Below are 13,621 nucleotides of genomic sequence, written 5' to 3'. Positions count from 1 at the left end.
GGAGTTGGCATGACGGCCAAGATGCGGCCGAGTGGCGAACCGGCCATAAGGCGCTATCTCGAGCAGCCCCGGGGCGGGCCCACCGTCCTGCGTATCGTGCTGGGCACCCAGCTGCGCAAGCTCCGTGAGGCCAACGGGATCAGCCGGGAAGCGGCCGGCGAGGCGATCCGCGGATCGCACGCGAAGATCAGCCGCCTCGAGCTGGGACGTGTGGGTTTCAAAGAGCGCGACGTGGCCGACCTGCTCACCCTCTACGGGGTGGTGGACGAGGAGGAGCGGGCCGACTATCTCGCGCTGGCCCGGCAGGCCAGCACCCCCGGCTGGTGGAACCAGTACGGCGACGTCCTGCCGCACTGGTTCGAGACGCACATCGGCCTGGAGGAAGCGGCTTCCCTGATCCGCACCTATGAGGTCCAGTTCATCCCCGGCCTGCTGCAGACCGAGCAGTACGCACGCGCCGTCACCAGACTCGGCCATCCCAACGCCGTGCCCCGAGAGGTCGAACGCCGGGTCGCCCTGCGCATGACGCGTCAGAAGCTGCTCGAGGCTCCGGACCCGCCCAGGCTGTGGGCCGTGATGGACGAGGCCGCTCTGCGCCGCCCGCTCGGCGACCGGGACGCGATGCGTGCCCAGCTCGAACACCTGCTCAAGGTGGCCGAGCGGCCGAATGTCACGCTGCAGGTGGCGCCGTTCAGCGTCGGCGGCCTCGCCGCGGCCGGAGGCCCGGTCACCATCCTGCGCTTCATGGAGCGCGACCTCCCCGACATCGTCTACCTGGAGCAGCTGACCAGCGCGCTCTACATGGACAAGCAGGAGGACGTGGAGAACTATCTGGCGGTCATGGACCGCCTGTGTGCGGAATCGGCCACCCCGGACGAGACCGTCCAGTTCCTCAAGGAGCTCGTCACTCAGCAGGCGTGAATCGGCCGGTGTCACGTGCGTTTTGTGAGCATCCTGTACCGATATCTTTTCGATACTGACTGTTCCCGGCCGCCCCAGCACGATTGGGTGATCCTGCCTGGATGAACAGCACATCGGAGGAAGAGATCCATGGTCTTCGGTCGCTCTGACCGCCGGCGCAAGGCCGTCACCGCGGAGCCCGTAGCGCTCAAGATCCTGGTGGCGGGCGGCTTCGGTGTCGGCAAGACCACACTGGTGGCTGCGGTGAGCGAGATACGGCCGTTGCGGACGGAGGAGTCGCTCACCGAGGCGGGGAGGCCGTTCGACGACATCGCCGGGGTGGAGACGAAGCACACCACCACCGTGGCAATGGACTTCGGCCGCATCACCCTGCGCGAGGACCTCGTGCTCTACCTGTTCGGGACCCCCGGCCAGGACCGCTTCTGGTTCCTGTGGGACGAGCTGGCGCAGGGCGCGCTCGGCGCGGTGGTGCTCGCCGACACCCGCAGGCTGCAGGAATCCTTCGGTGCCATCGACTACTTCGAACGGCGAGGGATGCCCTTCGCTGTCGCCGTCAACTGTTTTGAAGGCGCCCGGCGTTACCCCGTCGAGGAGGTACGCCATGCACTCGACATCGACGAGCAGGTCCCGGTCGTGCTGTGCGACGCGAGGCAGCGCGAATCGGCGAAAGAGGTACTGGTCACTGTGGTCGCCCATGCAATGGAACGCGCCTCGGCGCAGCGCGAGCCGGCCACGACCCGCTAACCCCTGGACAGGCACTCGCCGGTGCCGCCGCGCAGCACGTGACGGCCTGCGGAACCCGCATACCCCCGTACCCAGCTGGAGCCGCTCTGCGCCTTCGCCTCCTTCTTCAGCGGGGCCAAGTGCGCAGCGGCCTCGTGATGATCGGCGACTCGTCCGCTGCCGCAGACCAGCGTTGCGAGCGAGAGCGTCACCGGGCGGCCGCCGGCCGACCACGGCCGGTCGAGCACTGCGGCCGCCACTTGCTCCGCCTCAGCCGGGTCGCACAGGACGAGGAAGTCGTCACCCCCGATGTGGCCGACGCGGATCCCCGGCAGCCGGGCGGCCGCATCGGCCAGCTGACGTCCCACCGCACGGATCAGCTCGTCCCCGGCCGCGAAGCCGGCACCGTCGTTGACCTGCTTGAAACCGTCGACGTCCAGCCAGCTCAGTGCAAAGCCGAGCCCCTCCTGGATCCGCCGCTCCACCTCGGAGTTGACCGCGTCGGAACCGGGAAGGCGGGTGAGCGGATTGAGGCTCGCCGCCTCCTCGACCCGGCTCTCGGCGAGCGACCGTACGATGTCGGCGAGCCGCACCACTCCGACACACCGCCCGAAGGGGTCGACCACGACCACGTCGTCGCCGGTGCGCCGCGTCGAATCGGCCGCCACCACGTCGAGCACCTCCCACGCCGTCGCGCCGACCGCGATCGTGCGCGGAAGGTCGCCGAGGCGAAGCGCCGGACGGTCCGCGTGGAGGGCGTGCCCGTACCGCCCGGACAGCGACAGCAGGAACCGGTCCCGGTCGATGGTGCGCACCGGAATCCCGTCGTCGTCGACGAGCACCACGCCCGACGCGTCGGGGGTCCGGGTCAACAGGGCACGCACCTGGTCGGCCGAGACGGTCAGCGGAAGCAGCGCCGCCGGCCGCAGGAACTGCGCCACGGAAGGCCCGGCCGGCGCGGTCGAGGGCGCGGCCGTCGCCGCCGGCGGCACCGGCGGCCGGTACACATCCGCAGTGGCCCGTCGGGTCGCGGGTGCGAAGAGGTTGCCCTGGGCCAGATGCACGCCCAGCTCCCGCACGGCGGCGAACTGCCGCTCGGTCTCCACGCCTTCGACGGCAAGGCGCCCGCCGCACGCCTCGCAGAACCTCCGCATTCCGGAGACCATCGCACGGCGCGCCCCGTCGTCGGGCAGCGCGCGGGTCAGCGACGCATCGATCTTGACGATGTCCGGGGCGAGTTCGGCGAGCAGACGCATGGGCACGTCCCCGTCCCCGACGCCGTCCACGCAGATCCGGTACCCCTCGTCCCGCAGCGCCCGCACCCCTGCGCGCAGCGCGTCGTGCCACAGCCCGGCGAACGGCGCGCCCACATCCACCGTGACCTCCCATGGGCGGCGGCCCGCCTCCCGCACCGCCTTCAGCAGCGCCGTCGGCTCCGGCAGCCCGGCGAGGGTGGCGGCGAAGAGGTTGACGTGCAACGGCAGCAGCGTCTCCTGAGGGGCAGCGGCTCGCACCGCGCGGGCCGCCAACTCCACGTCAAGGTCGGGGAGACGCTGCGCTCTGCCCAGGATGTCGCCCTCCTCCGGGCGGGCGAGGACCTCAAGGGCCACGATGGAACCGGTCACCACGTTGACCACGGGCTGGAAGGCGAAGCGCAGTTGGTCCGTCCAGGAGGGCACCTGACCAGAATGGCGAAGCCCTGGCTACGTCGGAGTATGATTAACGCATCGTTCATGAAGGATTTCGGTGCGTGAGGGCGAGGTGCGGTGGGCGGGACCCGCGGGTATATCGAGCGCCCGCTCAGCGGACCGCGATCACAGCGGAGCCGTGTCCGAACAGGCCCTGGTTGACCGAGATCCCGCAGCTGGCCCCCGCCACCTGGCGATCGCCCGCGCGGCCGCGCAACTGCCACGTCAGTTCGCAGACCTGCGCGATGGCCTGCGCAGGCACCGCCTCCCCGAAGGAGGCCAGCCCACCACTGGGGTTGACGGGGATCCGCCCGCCGAGCGATGTGGCTCCCTCCCGGAGGAGTTTCGCACCGTCTCCGGCCGGGCATAGGCCGAGATCCTCGTACCACTGCAGTTCAAGCGCGGTGGACAGGTCGTATACCTCCGCGACGTCCAGGTCCTCGGGGCCCGTGCCCGCCTCCTCGTAGGCCGCGGCCGCGATCGAGGGACGGAGGCCGAGCCCGGGCGGGGCGGCGGCCGCCGCCGAGTCCGTCGCGATGTCCGGCAGATCGAGCTCCGTCCTCGGGTAGCGCGGGGTGACGGTGGAGACGGCCCGGATGCGCACCGGCTCGGAAACGCCGTGACTGTGCGCGAAGTCGAGGCCGGACAGGACGAGCGCCGCGGCCCCGTCCGACGTGGCGCAGATGTCGAGCAGCCGCAGCGGGTCGGCGACGACCGGGGAGCGGGCGACGTCCTCGGCCGAGACCCGTGCCCGGTAACGGGCGTTGGGGTTGAGCGAGCCCGCGGCCGCGTTCTTCACCTTCACCTGTGCGAAGTCCTCGGGCGTGTCGCCGTGGACGGCGATGCGGCGGCGCGCATAGAGCCCGAAGTACGCGGGGTTGGTGGCCCCCAGTACCCGGAAGCGCAGCCAGTCCGGGTCGTCGGGCCGATCGCCCCCGGCCGGTGCGAAGAAGCCCTTGGGCGCCGCGTCCGCGCCCACGACGAGGACGACGTCGGCCAGCCCCGCCAGGATCTGGGCGCGTGCGGTGCCGATCGCCTGGGCACCGGAGGCGCATGCGGCGTACACACTGGTCACGCGCGCGCCCTGCCAGCCGAGTGCCTGAGCGATGCTCGCGCCCGCGACATAGCCGGGGTAGCCCCCGCGGACGGTCTCGGCTCCCACCACAGACTGCACCGCCCGCCAGTCGATCCCCGCGTCGGCCAGTGCCGCGCGGGCCGCCACCACCCCGTACTCAGTGAACCGCCGCCCCCACTTCCCCCAGGGATGCATCCCCACCCCGAGCACGGCCACATCGTCGCTCACTCGGCCTCCTCAATCGCTTCTGCAATCGCTTCTCCGCCCGCTCGCAATCTCCGCGGCCGGCCTGTCGCGCCGGAGGGGCGCCCCTCGATGGGCGCCTCGGCCGCCCCCCTCCACCTGCTCGCGTGCGCACTCACAGCGCACCTTCCGTCACCGGTCGCCAGTGCCACGTCATCCAGAGGTGCTCCTCGTCCTCGTTCAGCACCCCAGGCACCAGCTCGACCTCCATCCCCACGGCGAGATCCGCCACGCCGACGCCGGGTGCGGCCTGGCCGAGCACCACCATCCGCTCGGCCGCGAGCTCCACGGCGACCAGCGTGTACGGCTGCCACTCGCGCTCGGGGTCGCAGACGTACGGCGCAGGCGGACGGTAGCGGCCATCGGTGTACGACCAGACCCGGCCGCGGCGCGCCAGCGGCACCTCGTCCAACTCCCGCCCGCCGCACTCAGGGTTGCGGCAGAAGGCGTCCTCCCTCGGGAAGAACACCGCCTCGCACGACCGGCATCGCGTCCCGGTCAGCCGGAACTCCTCGCCTTCGCCGCCGAACCAGCCGGCCACCACCGGCACCCGCTCCCGCGCCACCCGCCACACTCCTCCACGCCCCGAACAGCTACAACTGACGAACCGTCAGAAGTCTGCCACGTCCGCCGTGAACGGGGAATGGGCCGGGCTGCTCAGGACGGGCCGGTCAGCCGGGCACCTCCCCGTGCAGCCGTACCCGGTGACCGGGCTCGCCCAGCGGCTCACCCACACCCCCTTCGCGTTCCACCACCACCTCACCGTCCTGCCAACGCGCGGTGAAGCGCTCGGTGCGCGGCTCGTCCCAGCCGTCCCCGTCGTCGGTGATCAGCACACCGCGCCCCTGCCGCCCTGCCGCCGGACGCCACACATCGAGCTCCGTCCGCCCGTCCTCGCCGACCACCGGCACCACCGCGCCCGCCCGTGCCAGCACCGGGATCCGGTGCAGCGGCGCATCGAGCAGCACCTGCCCAGGCCCCTCGTACGCGGTGCCCGTCGCGGTGTCGTACCAGCGCCCGCCCGGCAGCTGCAGGCTCCTCACCTGCGCGCCCTGCTCCAGCACGGGCGCCACAAGCAGCGCGTCACCCAGCAGGAACGCATCCCCCGCATCACGCAGCGCCCGGTCCTGCGGGTGGTGCCACCACAGCGGCCGCACATACGGCGCACCCGTGCGATGCGTGAGATGAGCCAGCGTGTAGAGGTACGGCATCAGCCGCACCCGCTCCACGAGCGCCGCCCGCGCGCACTGAAGTGCCTGCGCACCGAACTCCCACGGCTCACGGCGCCCCGCGCCCATCGCCGAGTGCGTACGGAAGAACGGCAGATACGCCGCGAGCTGGAACCACCGCACGTACAGCTCGGCGCTCGGCACCGCACTGAACCCGCCCACATCGGGCCCCGAATACGGCACACCGCACAATCCGAGCCCGAGCACCAGCGACAGCGATGCACGCAGCCCGGCCCAGCTCGTCGCCACATCCCCGGACCAGGTGCCGCCGTAACGCTGCATACCGGCCCAACCGGAGCGGGAGAAGAGGAACGGCCGTGCCTCGGACCGCAGTTCCCGCAGTCCCTCGTACCCGGCGCGTGCCATCGCAAGACCGTAGACGTTGTGCGCCTCACGATGGTCACCGCCGCGCCCCTCCAGTACATGGCGCGCGGAGCGGGGCAGCGACCTGTCGCCGAAGGCGGCGAACGAGGCGGGCTCGTTCATGTCGTGCCAGAACCCCGCGAAACCCCTCCCCAGCCGTTCCGCATACAACCCGGCCCACCACTTGCGCACCTGCGGATCGGTGAAGTCCGGGAAGACCGCCTCGCCCGGCCACACCACCCCGCGTACCACACGGCCGCGCGCATCCCGCACGAAAACGTCCGCAGCCGTCCCACTGTCGTATGCGGCAAGGCCCGGCTGCGCCGCAATCCCCGGGTCGACGATCGACACCAGCCGCGTCCCCGACCGCGACAGTTCCTCCGCCAGGCCCGGCAGATCCGGGAAGTGCTCCTCGTCGACGGTGAAGACTCGGTGCCGGTCCAGATGGTCGATGTCGAGGTGGACCGCCGACAGCGGCAGACCGCGTTCCCGGTAGCCGTCCGCAACCCGTCGCACCTCGCGCGCGTCCCCGAAACCCCACCGCGCATGGTGGTGGCCGAGCGCCCAGCGGGGCGGCAGCGCAGGACGCCCGGTCAGCGACGTCCAGGTCCGCAGCAACCGTCCCGGCACCCCCGCCATCACCCAGTACCGCAGCGGACCGCCCTCAACGCGCAACTCGCAGCTGCCCGGACGGTCGTGCCCGGAACCGGCCCCCTCCTCGCCCTCGCGCAGGCACACCCGTCCGTCCCAGGTGTTGTCGTGGAAGACCATGTGGCACCCCGCATCGGCCACCACCAGCTGCACGGGCATGGTGATGGACAGCGGATCGTCCCCCGGCTCGAAGGAGCCCAGGGGGTCGGTGTTCCACAGACGGTACGAGCCCTCCGCAAGACGAGGCCCCGCGGCGCGTCCGCCGAGGCCGAACACCCGGGCGTCAGCAGGCGTCTGCGAGCGCTGCACCCAGCGCGACTCGTCCCCCGGGCAGTCCCACCACCGCGGCGGCAACTCGCGCCGCAACAGCGCACCACCGGGCGTGCGGAACTCCACGGCGCCGTGGTGCGAGACCACCACCGTGATCCGTTCCGACACCACCCGCCAGCCGTCGCCGCCCGGGTCGGGCTCCAGCGTCGTCCGCGCGTCCGGGTCGGGACAGCCGTTTGCCAACGCGTACGAGGGCTCGGGCTCCGCGCCGTCCCACCCGCAGAACACCGCGCCGCCCATCGTGACACGGATCCACAGCGCCGAGCGCGCAAACCGCACGACCCCTCCGCCCGGCAGCGGCTCCGCGCCCTGCGCCGGCCCCGGCACCCGCGCCCGCTCAGACCCGCGCCGCGGCAGATCACGCGCGTCCGCGCGCCGCCTGCGCCATGCGGCCCGCAGCTCCCGCCGCCCCCCGCTCGTCCCGACCACGCGCAAGAACCGTCCCAGCTCCCGCGTTTCCATGCCGTTCACCCTCCCACTGGACGCGCCCGCCACGATGCACGTTCAACCGGTGTTCACCCGTCTCCCCATCGCATCTGTGGCTCGGGCACATATCGCGGCCGCCGGATATGGCATGCCACCCCTGGCGCCGCGAACGATCACGTGGCATCGTCCTGCCCAGCCGTGCCCGTGCACATTCCGCCCGGTCGCGGTACAACGCACACAGGCGTATTCGGGAGCCAGGAGCCGTCACATGAGCAGCGCAGCGCAGTCCACCCCAGGCCTGGGCCCCCAGGAGCCATTGTGGCGGCCCGGCCCGGACCGCATCGCGCGCGCCCAGGTCACCCGATTCCAGAGCTGGGCGGCCGGCCGCTTCGGCGCCCCCGCCGCGGACCCGGCAGGGCCGCTCGCCTCCTACCAGGCGCTGCACACCTGGTCGGTGCGCGAGCCGGAGCGCTTCTGGCAGGCCGTCGCCGAGTGGTTCGACGTGCGGTTCGCCACCCCGTACGACAGCGTGCTCGCCGATGCGTCGATGCCCGGCGCCGTGTGGTTCCCCGGCGCCACGCTCAACTACGCCGAGCATGCACTGCGCAGCGCCGAGGACGCCTCACGTGCCGGTGAGGCCGCCCTGCTCCACCTCGACGAGCGCCATGAGATCCAGGAGATCAGCTGGGCCGAACTGCGCCGGCAGGTGGCATCCCTCGCCGCGCAGCTGCGCGGCATGGGCGTCACCCCCGGGGACCGAGTCAGCGGCTACCTGCCCAACATCCCGCAGGCCGTCGTAGCACTCCTGGCGACCGCCGCCGTCGGCGCGGTGTGGACCTCCTGCGCCCCCGACTTCGGCGCGCGCAGCGTCCTCGACCGCTTCCAACAGGTCGAGCCCGTCGTCCTGTTCGCGGTCGATGGCTACCGCTACGGCGGCAAGGAGCACGACCGCACACAGATCGTCGCGGAGCTGCGCCGCGAACTGCCCACCGTGCGTGCCGTCGTGCACATCCCGCTGCTGGGCAACCCGGCGCCCGATGGCGCCCTGGAGTGGTCCGCCCTCACGGGCGGCGATCCGGAGCCGGTCTATGAGCAGGTGCCGTTCGAGCACCCCTTGTGGGTGCTGTACTCCTCCGGAACCACGGGCCTGCCCAAGGCCATCGTCCAGTCCCAGGGCGGCATCCTGATCGAGCACCTCAAGCAGACCGGCCTGCACATGGACCTCGGGCCGGGAGACCGTTTCTTCTGGTACACCTCCACCGGCTGGATGATGTGGAACTTCCTCGTCTCCGGCCTGCTCGCCGGATCCACGGTGGTGCTCTACGACGGCAGCCCCGGCTACCCGGAGACCGGCGCCCAGTGGCAGGTCGCCGAGCGCACCGGGACGACCGTCTTCGGCACCTCCGCCGCATACGTCATGGCCTGCCGCAAGGCCGGGGTCGCGCCGGCACGCGACTACGACCTGTCCTCCGTCCAGTGCATCGCCACCACCGGCTCCCCACTGCCCCCCGACGGATTCCGCTGGATCCACGACGCCGTCAAGGAGGATGTCTGGCTCGCCTCGGTCAGCGGCGGCACCGACGTGTGCAGCTGCTTCGCCGGCGGTGTGCCCACGCTGCCCGTCTACATCGGCGAGCTGCAGGCGCCGTGTCTCGGCACCGATCTGCAGGCGTGGGACCCGAACGGCAAGCCGCTGGTCGACGAGGTAGGCGAGCTGATCGTCGCCCAGCCGATGCCGTCCATGCCCCTCCGTTTCTGGAACGACCCGGACGGCAGCCGCTACCGCGAGAGCTACTTCGAGATGTTCCCGGGCGCTTGGCGGCACGGCGACTGGATCACGATCACCTCACGCGGCACCGTGATCATCCACGGGCGCTCCGACTCCACCCTCAACCGGCAGGGTGTGCGGATGGGTTCGGCCGACATCTACGAGGTGGTCGAACGGCTCCCGGAGGTCCGTGAATCCCTCGTCATCGGCATCGAGCAGCCGGACGGCGGATACTGGATGCCGCTGTTCGTCCAGCTCACGCAGGGCGCGGCACTCGACGACGGACTGCGCGACCGCATCAAGCAGGCCATCCGCTCCGAACTCTCGCCCCGGCACGTACCCGACGAGATCATCGCCGTGCCCGGTGTACCGCACACCCTCACCGGCAAACGCATCGAGGTCCCGGTGAAGCGTCTGCTCCAGGGCACGCCGCTGGACAAGGCGGTGAACCCCGGCTCTGTCGACGACATCGGACTGCTGCGCTACTACGAGAAGATGGCCGCCGACCGGCGAACCCAGGGCTGACGGCAAGGACTGACGGCAGGCCCGTTGTCAGTGGCACTGGTTACGGTGAGTGAGTAAAGGGTCCCGAAGGTCGTCACCGACCGTAGGGCTGGACTTGCTGTGCCGAGGGGGAGCCATGTCACGCAGCAGGAACCACCGCACCGTGTCACCACGCGCTCTGCGCCGTGAAGTCCCGAGCACCGTAGCCCTGTTGGCGGACGGGGACGACTTTGCCGCGATGCGCAGATACACCACCTTCGCCTTCGCAGACCACGACGAGTACCTCGAACGCATGCACCAGCTCATGCGGTCGCTCACCGCTCAGGGCATCCACGTCACGGCGACGCTCTTCGACCCGGCCGAGTACGCCCACTATTGCGAGGACACCGGCCAGGAGCCGGACACGCCCGCGACGCGGACGCGCTACACGGCCGAGGTGGCGGCGCTCGGAGCCGCCGTCCGCTACCGGGGCCAGCCGGTCGGCCGCCTCATCGCCGAACTCGTCACCGAGTCGGGACGGCGAGCCACCTGGGAGCGCGCCACACAGCTGCTCGCACGCGACGGCCGCTTCGAACGCTGTGAGCGCTGTGGTGATGGGAGCAGCAGAAAACCGCATGACATGTTCGAACGCGCATCGCACGCGCTCATGCGACTGCTCGAATCAGTCGGTTCGGGCATCCACCACATCGTCTGCAGCATCCCGGCCGAACAACAGCAGCTGATCGGCGTGCTGCACGCCGAGTGCGACCAGCACGGATCGGTCCGGCTCGCCGAATCGGAGGCGCTGGTGTTCTGCACCGTGCTGGCCGCAGGCATGGCCATCGACAGCCCCGGAGGCGTGGTGATGAGAACGTCACGCCCCGACGAGCCGGACCGGGTCCGTGGCTGGACCCTGCGCGACGGCCGACTCCAGCCGCTGACCGAAGCCGAGGTGTTCAACGCCTACTGCACCGACGCCGACACCGGCGAACCCGTGCCGCCGGAACCAGGTGTCGTCTACTCCGCGGGCACGGACATCCCGCCCTGCACACCCGACGCGCCATAAAGCAATAAAGCCGCAAAGCCGTAAAGAAAAGCCGTAAAGCCGTAAAGAAGGGACGACGTCATGCGGGGAGGGGCGCTCCGCCCGCGCGGAACGCCCCTCACACGGACCACAGGCCAAACATGGCCGGTGCCGTCACTCGCCGGACAACACAGCCTGTGCCGCCCGCCGTGCCTCGTCCGCCGTGTCCACGGCGCGCGCGGCCGCCGCCGCCCGCTCGCACTGCGCCAGCGTGTACTTCGCCAGCGTGGCCCGGACATAGGGAATCGACGCAGCACCCATCGACAGGCTGGTCACCCCCAGCCCCGTCAACACACAAGCCAGCAGCGGATCGGAGGCCGCCTCACCGCACACACCACAGCTCTTGCCCTCGGCCTTGGCCGCCTCCGCAGAGGTGGCGACCAGGTCGAGCAGCGCCGGATGCCACGGGTCCTGCAACCGGGACACCGCACCCACCTGCCGGTCCGCAGCAAACGTGTACTGCGCCAGGTCGTTGGTCCCCAGCGACAGGAACTCGACCTCCTGAAGGATTGAGCGCGCCCGCAGCGCCGCCGACGGGATCTCCACCATGGCACCGAACTTCGCCTGCAGACCCGCCTCACGGCACGCGTCGGCGAACGCCTTGGCATCGATCCGGTCCGCCACCATCGGCGCCATCACCTCGAGGTACACCGGCAGGCCGGCGGCGGCCTTCGCCAGCGCCTGCAACTGCGTACGCAGCACATCGGGATGGTCCAGCAGCGTCCGCAGCCCACGCACACCGAGCGCCGGGTTCGGCTCGTCAGCCGGAGTCAGGAACTCCAACGGCTTGTCCGCACCCGCGTCCAGCACCCGCACCACGACCCGGCCCTCGGGAAACGCTTCGAGCACCTTGCGATAGGCCTCGACCTGCTTCTCCTCCGACGGCGCGTTCTTGCTGTCGTCCAGGAACAGGAACTCGGTACGGAACAGACCCACGCCCTCGGCACCCGCCGCGACCGCCGCTGCCACGTCGCCGGGACCGCCGACATTGGCGAGCAGCGGCACCTTGTGCCCGTCGGAGGTGGCGCCGGGCCCGGTCGACGCGGCAAGCGCGGCCTTGCGCGCGGCAGCGACCTCCTCCAATGTCGCCCGCCGCTCCTCGCTGGGCTCGACGAACACCTCACCCGTGCTGCCGTCCACCGCGACCACGATGCCCTCGGCCAGCTCGCTCGCGCCCGGGAGGGCCACCACGGCGGGAACGCCCATCGCCCGCGCCAGAATCGCGCTGTGGCTGGTCGGCCCGCCCTCCTCGGTGACGAAACCCAGCACAAGCGCCGGATCGAGCAGCGCCGTGTCCGCCGGGGCCAGATCCCGCGCGATCAGCACATACGGCTCGTCGCTGTCCGGAACCCCGGGCATCGGCACACCGAGCAGGCGCGCCACGATCCGGTTCCGCACGTCGTCCAGGTCGGCCACGCGCCCGGCCAGATACTCCCCGGCACCCGCCAGCAGCGCACGGTACGCGGCGAAGGCGTCGTACACCGCGCGCTCCGCCGTACTCCCCACGGCGATCCTGCGCTCGACATCCGCCATCAGCTCTGGATCTTGAGCCATCATGGCCTGCGCTTCGAGCACCGCCTGCGCCTCACCGCCCGCCAGATTGCCCCGCGCGATCAGATCGGCGGCCACCGCCTCCACAGCCTGCCGAGCACGCGCCTGCTCACGGGGCGCCTCATCGGTCGGGATCTGCTTTGCCGGCGGTTCCAGCACGGCCGTACCCATGTGCCGTACCTCGCCGATCGCCACACCGTGGCTCACGCCGACGCCTCGCAGCGTTGTCTCCATCTCACCAGTCTCCGGTCCGTTGTGAGGGGTCAGTTCCAGAGGAAGACCTGGTCGCCGGACTTGAGGTCGCCGTCCTCCGCAAGCTCGCCGAGCGCCTCGGCGCCGGCCTCAAGCGCCACGACCGGGCAGATCGGCGACTTGCCCGCGGCCTCCACCCGGCTCGGGTCCCAGCGGACGATGCCCTGACCGCGCTGGACGGTATCGCCCTTGTTCACAAGGAGCTCGAATCCCTCCCCGTTCAGCTGCACGGTGTCGATGCCCAGGTGAGTGAGCACTCCGTGGCCCTGCTCGTCCACGACGACGAACGCATGAGGATGGAGCGACACGATCACCCCGTCCACGGGCGCAACCGCGGTCGAAGGCTCGCGGACCGGGTCGATCGCAGTGCCGGGGCCCACCATCGCACCGGCGAACACCGGATCGGGCACCGCGGCCAGCCCGATGGCGCGCCCGGCCAACGGGGAGGTGACAGTCGTCGTCATGGGGGAAGCCTCCTAGATGCGGAGTTCAGATGCGCCGTCCCCACCTGTCCCGGACGGCGGTACCGCTAGAGCAGCCTAAGTCATGGCAACTACGGATTCCGCATGCCCGGAACCGGTCGCATCCGGACCCAAGATGCTCGATGAGCCGTAGCGGCGCCGTCACGGCCGGACCGATCGAGGCGATTTGCTTCGGCCCCTCCCGTCCAGTACGTTGTCCCAACCGCCTGAACGAGAGCCCGGCGGCGACGTGCGCCAAAAGGGCTGTCGAAGCAGCGCGGAATTCCGGCCGGAGAAATCTGATAGAGTCGGAAACATCGAAGGGAAAGCCCGGAGGGGCCGGTGAGACGGTCTCGATGGAAGCTTCCGTTCC

At 70.9% G+C, this 13,621-nt stretch carries 10 protein-coding genes; 4 read left to right on the top strand and 6 right to left on the bottom strand.

Going from position 1 to position 13,621, the window contains the following annotated elements; all coding sequences use genetic code 11:
- Positions 1-9: 9 nt before the first annotated feature.
- Positions 10-921 (top strand): Sco1979 family transcriptional regulator, encoded by a 912-nt coding sequence (locus NGB36_RS23965; RefSeq protein WP_255922515.1) that lies wholly within the window; start codon positions 10-12, stop codon positions 919-921.
- Between the two features lie 129 nt (positions 922-1,050).
- Positions 1,051-1,665, top strand: a complete 615-nt coding sequence (locus NGB36_RS23960; protein WP_255922514.1) for a GTP-binding protein — start codon at positions 1,051-1,053, stop codon at positions 1,663-1,665.
- On the opposite strand, the gene NGB36_RS23955 is transcribed toward NGB36_RS23960, so the two are convergent.
- The 4 genes from NGB36_RS23955 to NGB36_RS23940 form a co-directional block, all read right to left on the bottom strand.
- Positions 1,662-3,323 (bottom strand): GGDEF domain-containing protein, encoded by a 1,662-nt coding sequence (locus tag NGB36_RS23955; protein ID WP_255922513.1) that lies wholly within the window; start codon positions 3,321-3,323, stop codon positions 1,662-1,664. The two genes, NGB36_RS23960 and NGB36_RS23955, sit on opposite strands and share 4 nt — an antisense overlap.
- Positions 3,324-3,444: 121 nt before the next feature.
- The gene (locus NGB36_RS23950; protein WP_255922512.1) at positions 3,445-4,635 is read right to left on the bottom strand and encodes a lipid-transfer protein; all 1,191 of its coding nucleotides are present in this window, start codon (positions 4,633-4,635) and stop codon (positions 3,445-3,447) included.
- Between the two features lie 130 nt (positions 4,636-4,765).
- Complete coding sequence (locus tag NGB36_RS23945) at positions 4,766-5,215, bottom strand: Zn-ribbon domain-containing OB-fold protein (protein ID WP_255922510.1); 450 nt, start codon at positions 5,213-5,215, stop codon at positions 4,766-4,768.
- Between the two features lie 106 nt (positions 5,216-5,321).
- Positions 5,322-7,685: a glycoside hydrolase family 31 protein gene (locus tag NGB36_RS23940; protein WP_255922509.1), complete on the bottom strand. Its 2,364-nt coding sequence runs from the start codon at positions 7,683-7,685 to the stop codon at positions 5,322-5,324.
- Between the two features lie 232 nt (positions 7,686-7,917).
- On the opposite strand from NGB36_RS23940, the gene NGB36_RS23935 reads away from it, so the two are divergent.
- Positions 7,918-9,942, top strand: coding sequence for an acetoacetate--CoA ligase (locus tag NGB36_RS23935; protein ID WP_255922507.1), 2,025 nt, complete (start codon positions 7,918-7,920; stop codon positions 9,940-9,942).
- Positions 9,943-10,057: 115 nt separating this feature from the next.
- On the top strand, positions 10,058-10,966 hold the full coding sequence (locus NGB36_RS23930) for a DUF8829 domain-containing protein (RefSeq protein ID WP_255922506.1): 909 nt from the start codon (positions 10,058-10,060) through the stop codon (positions 10,964-10,966).
- 132 nt (positions 10,967-11,098) lie between these two features.
- On the opposite strand, the gene ptsP is transcribed toward NGB36_RS23930, so the two are convergent.
- Both ptsP and NGB36_RS23920 read right to left on the bottom strand, forming a co-directional pair.
- Positions 11,099-12,769, bottom strand: a complete 1,671-nt coding sequence (gene ptsP, locus NGB36_RS23925; protein WP_255922505.1) for a phosphoenolpyruvate--protein phosphotransferase — start codon at positions 12,767-12,769, stop codon at positions 11,099-11,101.
- Between the two features lie 29 nt (positions 12,770-12,798).
- A complete protein-coding gene (locus tag NGB36_RS23920) occupies positions 12,799-13,251 on the bottom strand; it encodes a PTS sugar transporter subunit IIA (protein WP_255922504.1) in 453 nt (150 codons plus the stop codon).
- Between the last annotated feature and the right edge of the window lie 370 nt (positions 13,252-13,621).

The sequence above is a fragment of the Streptomyces humicola genome, assembly GCF_024436035.1.
Lineage (GTDB): Bacteria > Actinomycetota > Actinomycetes > Streptomycetales > Streptomycetaceae > Streptantibioticus_B > Streptantibioticus_B humicola.
Note: the sequence above shows the minus strand (reverse complement) of the source record. Positions and strands in the feature narration are given on the sequence as shown.